This is a genomic window from Pseudomonas sp. Xaverov 259 (assembly GCF_019352915.1).
In the GTDB taxonomy this organism is placed as follows: domain Bacteria; phylum Pseudomonadota; class Gammaproteobacteria; order Pseudomonadales; family Pseudomonadaceae; genus Aquipseudomonas.
Genome location: NZ_JAAAFV010000008.1, coordinates 64,478 through 69,492, shown reverse-complemented (window position 1 = coordinate 69,492; position 5,015 = coordinate 64,478). Strand labels below are relative to the sequence as shown.

General features: G+C 62.0%; 5 protein-coding genes. 4 read left to right on the top strand and 1 reads right to left on the bottom strand.

Annotated features, from left to right (window positions below; all coding sequences use genetic code 11):
- The first annotated feature begins 193 nt into the window (after positions 1–193).
- The 3 genes from pnuC to K0H48_RS01545 are packed head-to-tail and all read left to right on the top strand — an operon-like array spanning position 194 to position 2,417.
- Positions 194–757: a nicotinamide riboside transporter PnuC gene (pnuC, locus tag K0H48_RS01555; RefSeq protein WP_219266148.1), complete on the top strand. Its 564-nt coding sequence runs from the start codon at positions 194–196 to the stop codon at positions 755–757.
- Complete coding sequence (locus tag K0H48_RS01550; RefSeq protein ID WP_219266150.1) at positions 754–1,299, top strand: AAA family ATPase; 546 nt, start codon at positions 754–756, stop codon at positions 1,297–1,299. The genes pnuC and K0H48_RS01550 overlap by 4 nt, the downstream gene beginning before the upstream one ends.
- Positions 1,296–2,417 (top strand): NAD(P)/FAD-dependent oxidoreductase, encoded by a 1,122-nt coding sequence (locus K0H48_RS01545; RefSeq protein WP_219266147.1) that lies wholly within the window; start codon positions 1,296–1,298, stop codon positions 2,415–2,417. Before K0H48_RS01550 ends, K0H48_RS01545 begins: the two co-directional genes overlap by 4 nt.
- On the opposite strand, the gene ggt is transcribed toward K0H48_RS01545, so the two are convergent.
- Positions 2,411–4,135, bottom strand: a complete 1,725-nt coding sequence (gene ggt / locus K0H48_RS01540; RefSeq protein ID WP_219266146.1) for a gamma-glutamyltransferase — start codon at positions 4,133–4,135, stop codon at positions 2,411–2,413. The two genes, K0H48_RS01545 and ggt, sit on opposite strands and share 7 nt — an antisense overlap.
- Positions 4,136–4,294: 159 nt before the next feature.
- On the opposite strand from ggt, the gene K0H48_RS01535 reads away from it, so the two are divergent.
- A complete protein-coding gene (locus tag K0H48_RS01535) occupies positions 4,295–4,942 on the top strand; it encodes a TetR/AcrR family transcriptional regulator (RefSeq protein ID WP_219266145.1) in 648 nt (215 codons plus the stop codon).
- The last annotated feature ends 73 nt before the right edge of the window (positions 4,943–5,015 follow it).

Here is a 5,015-nt window from a genome sequence, read left to right as displayed (position 1 = left end):
ACTTTTTGGTTACCTTTTTGGTCCTTCAAAAAGTGACCCGCCGTCAGGGCGGAACCCTAAGCAGCCGTTACCCCAGCAACGGATATGTACACCAAACCACCTCAAACCCAGGTCACCTCAAACCCCGCCACTGTGAAGATACCTAACCTCTGGTTACAATCACCGCCCTCTGCCACTCTCCCAAGGAACCGCCATGTCCGGGCTTGAATTGTTCGCCGCCGCCCTGGGGGTGATCGCTGTCTGGCTGACGGTCAAACAAAACCCCTGGTGCTGGCCGATCGGCCTGGTGATGGTGCTGCTCTACACCTGGGTGTTCTTCGATGTAAAACTCTACTCCGACATGCTCCTGCAAGTGGTCTACGCCGGCCTGCAACTCTACGGCTGGTGGCAATGGACCCGCGCCGGTGAAGTCAAGCAAGGCCGCCAGGTCACCAGCCTGGGCTGGCCTGCGATCATGCGCAACCTCGCCGTCGGCGCCGTGTTCAGCCTGCTGCTCGGCGCCGCCATGGCCCACTGGACTGATGCCGCACAACCCTGGCTCGACGCCGCCCTCACCGGTTTCAGCCTGGTGGCGCAAATGTGGATGGCACAAAAACGCGTGCAATGCTGGCCGCTGTGGATCGCCGTGGACGTCATCTTCGTCGGCCTGTTCCTCTACAAAGGCCTGTACCTGACGGCGGCACTTTACGCACTGTTCACCGTGATCGCAGTGCAGGGTTGGCGTGAATGGCGCGCCGACCCGGCGTTGCACGTATGAAAGTGGTGGTACTGGCCGGCCCCGAATCCAGCGGCAAAAGCTGGCTGGCCGCGCAACTGCATGCTCGCTTCGGCGGGCTGATGGTGGGTGAATACGTGCGCTTTTTCATCGACCATCACCAGCGTGACACCACCCTGGCGGACATCCCGGCCATCGCCCGTGGCCAATTGGCCTGGGAAGACGCTGCCCGCGCCGAGCAGCCTCACCTGCTGATCCTCGACACCCACCTGCTGACCAATAAACTCTGGAGCCAGACCCTGTTCGGTGCCTACCCGGCGTGGCTGGATGACGAGCTGCTGGCCCGCCATTACGACCTGCACCTGCTGCTGTCCCCCGAAGACGTGGAATGGAGCGCCGACGGCCAGCGCTGCCAGCCGGAGTTGGCGGATCGCCGGGTGTTTTTCCAGGGCAGCCTGGACTGGATCGAACAGCACCACCAACCTGCCCTGGTGATTCGTGGCGACTGGGAAGCACGCCGCGCCATAGCCTTTGAGGCCGTCGAGCAACTGCTCGCCCAGCCGTGCCGAGGACAACTTGCATGACTAGCTCACTGCGTATAGCCATTGTCGGCGCCGGCCCCGGCGGCTTGACCCTGGCACGTATCCTCCATCGCCACGGCCTGGCCGCCTGCGTATTCGAACGCGAACGCGGGCCGCTGGAACGCCCCCAGGGCGGCACCCTGGATCTGCATGTCGAATCCGGCCAACTGGCGCTGCAACAGGCCGGGTTGGAAGACGCCTTCCGACGTATCGCGCGCTATGAAGACCAAGGCGCGCGCCTGATGGATCAACACGGTCGCCTGCTGTTCGAAGACCCCAACCCCGATGACGGCGACCGCCCGGAAGTCGACCGCACCCAATTGCGTCAGATCCTGCTCGACTCGCTGCCTGAAGGCTGCGTGCAATGGGGCGTGAACATCAACCAAATCCGCCCAGCCGGCGCTGCACGCTGGACACTGCATCAAGACGAAATCACCCACGGCCCCTTCGATCTGGTGGTCGGTGCCGATGGCGCCTGGTCCAGACTGCGCCCATTGCTCTCGCCCTACCTGCCGCAGTACAGCGGGCTGACGTTTATCGAGTTCGGCATCGATGATGTCGACCGCCAACACCCGCACATTGCCACGCTGGTGGGACGCGGCAGCCTGCAAGTGCAAGGCGGCGCCAAGGCGATCATCGTGCAGCGCAACGCCAACGCGCATCTGCGCGGCTATGCGATTTTTCGCGTGCCGACCGAGTGGGCGGCCAAGCACCTCAGCCTGGCTGCACTCAAGGCTCAGTTCGAAGGTTGGCACCCGGACATTCTGGCGCTATTTGAAGTGGCGAATGAAACCGTCCTGGCCAGGCACATCCACGCCCTGCCGGTGGGCCATCGCTGGAGCCACCGCCAGGGGTTGACGTTGATTGGGGATGCGGCGCACCTGATGTCGCCGTTTGGCGGTGAAGGCGTGAACGCCGCGATGCTCGACGCGGCCGAACTGGCCCAGCACCTGCTCAGTACGCCTGACTGCTCAGCGGCCGTACAGGCGTATGAAAACCACATGTTCGAGCGGGTGATACCGGCGGCCCAGGGCAGCGCCGAGGGCGCCGCCACCCAGTTATCCCATGACAGCCTGGCGCTGTCCCTGGCCCACCTGCATCAACACCTCACGCCTCAGTAACCGAGTGACAACCCGGTATTGCGGCGTGGGTCGTTAGCCCCGTAGAAGCGGTTGTTGCCCACCGGCTTGCCGCCCAGCGAAGGCGCGCCCACCAGGATCGCCGCCAAGTGGTTGGCATCCTGAGGACCGGCAAACTTGTGGCCCCAGCTTTCCAGAATTTTCTGGGTGTCCGGGCTGACCGCGAAGGTTTCCAGGTTGGTGGTCTCAGGCATCCACTGCTGATGGAACCGCGGCGCGTCCACGGCTTCCTGGATGTTCATCTTGTAGTCGATGACATTGAGGATGGTCAGCAAGGTCGCGGTGATAATCCGGCTGCCGCCCGGCGTACCGACCACCATCACCGCCTTGCCATCCTTGGTGACGATGGTCGGGCTCATCGACGACAGCGGCGCCTTGCCCGGCGCGATGGCATTGGCTTCGCCCTGCACCAGGCCGTACATGTTCGGCACACCGACCTTGACGGTGAAGTCGTCCATTTCATCGTTGAGGATCACCCCGGTCTTGCTCGCCATCACACCGGCACCGAACCAGTCGTTGAGGGTGTAGGTCACGGAGACCGCATTGCCCCACTTGTCGACGATCGAATAGTGCGTGGTGTTGTTGCCTTCATGGGGCGACACACCCGGCTTGATCGCCTGGGAATCACCGGCCTTTTGCGGCTCGATGGCGGCACGCAGCTTGGCGGCGTAGTCCTTGTCCAGCAGGTGCGCGATAGGGTTTTTGACGAAATCCGGGTCGCCCAGGTAGCTATTGCGGTCCACGTAGGCATGGCGCATCGCTTCGATCTGGTAGTGCAGGCCTTGGGCCGAGTGATAGCCGAGGTCGGCCATCGGGTAGCCTTCGAGGATGTTCATGATCTGGCAGATCACCACACCGCCGGAGCTTGGCGGTGGTGCCGAGACCACGTGGTAGCCACGGTAGTCACACTCGATGGGCGCCAGCTCACGGGTCTTGTATTTGTCGAGGTCGGCCTGGGTGATGATGCCCTTGCCGGCCTGGCTGGAATCCACCAGCGCCTTGGCGACCCAGCCTTTATAGAAGCCATCGGTGCCCTTGGCGGAGATTTCCTTGAGGGTCTTGGCCAGGTCTTTTTGCACCAGCTTCTGGCCGACCTGCATCGGCTGGCCGTTGTGCAGGAAGATCCCGCGCAGGTCCTTGTCTTTTTCGAACTCGCCAGTGGCGGTGTGCAGCAGGTCGATATCGCCCTGTTCCAGCTCAAAGCCGTTTTCGGCCAGCTTGATGGCCGGGGCAATCACTTGGGCGCGCTTTAGGGTGCCGTATTTGTTCAGCGCGGTTTCCATGCCAGACACGGTGCCGGGTACGCCGACGGCCAAGTGGCCCTTGGCGCTGAGGCCGTCGATGACCTTGCCGTCCTTGTCCAGGTACATATCGGCGGTGGCTGCCAGTGGGGCTTTTTCACGGAAGTCGAGGAAGGTCTTGCGCCCGTCCGCCAGCTGCACGGTCATAAAGCCGCCACCGCCGAGGTTACCCGCTGCCGGGTACACCACCGCCAGCGCATAGCCCACGGCAACCGCCGCATCCACCGCGTTGCCGCCGGCCTTGAGCACATCCACACCGACATGAGAGGCCAAATGCTGGGCGGTCACCACCATGCCATTTTCACCGGCCACCGGGGCCTGTGAGGCGGCTTGCACACCGCTGACCGTCAACACCAGCGCAGTGGCAATCAGGGTACGGCTGAAGGGTTGGTATTTCATCCATGGCTACTCTATTTATTGAGGTGCACCAAAATAGCCCGACTCGGATCCAATCCCCAGCGCAATGGCGTTTTTATTACAGAACTTGTCGGTCATAGAACGGACACGAAAAAGCCCATGCTATATTTCGCGCCCAGACTGGCGGCAAGGCACTTTGAGATGGCGATCAAGAAGACCGGAATTCGAGCGCAACAGGCCGACCAGACACGTGCGCGCATCCTGCAGGCGGCGGTCAAGGTGTTCACCCGCGACGGCTATTCCGGTGGGCGCGTCGATACTATTTCCAAGGCCGCCGACTCCAACGACCGCATGCTTTATTACTATTTCGGCAGCAAGGAACACCTGTTCGTCTGTGTGCTGGAACATGTCTACGAACAGTTCAATAAAGCCGAAAGCACACTCAAACTGGACCTGGGCGACCCCGCGCGAGCCTTGCGCGAACTGGTGGCCTTTATCTGGAGCTACTACGTCAAGCACCCCGAGTTCGTGGCGATCCTGAGCATCGAGAACCTGCACCAGGGCAAGCACGCCCAGCAGTCCGGCGAGATGCGCAGGCTGTCGGGCGAAGCGGTCGGCGTGCTGCGCCCGATCATCGAAGCCGGCCAGGCCCAGGGTGTGTTTCGCCAGGACATCGACCTCAAGCACGTGTATTTGATGATTGCCTCGCTGTGCTACTTCTATAACTCCAACCGCCACACGCTCAGTTCGTTCCTGGGTGAAGACCTGGCGGACAAGGGGCAACAGCAGGATTGGCTGGGGTTTATCAGCGACTTGGTATTGCGTGGTGTAACGCCGATTCCCCGGTAGAAAGCGATTCATCCTGTGGGAACTGGCTTGCCTGCGATGGCATCAACTCGGTGTACCTGACACACCGAGGTGT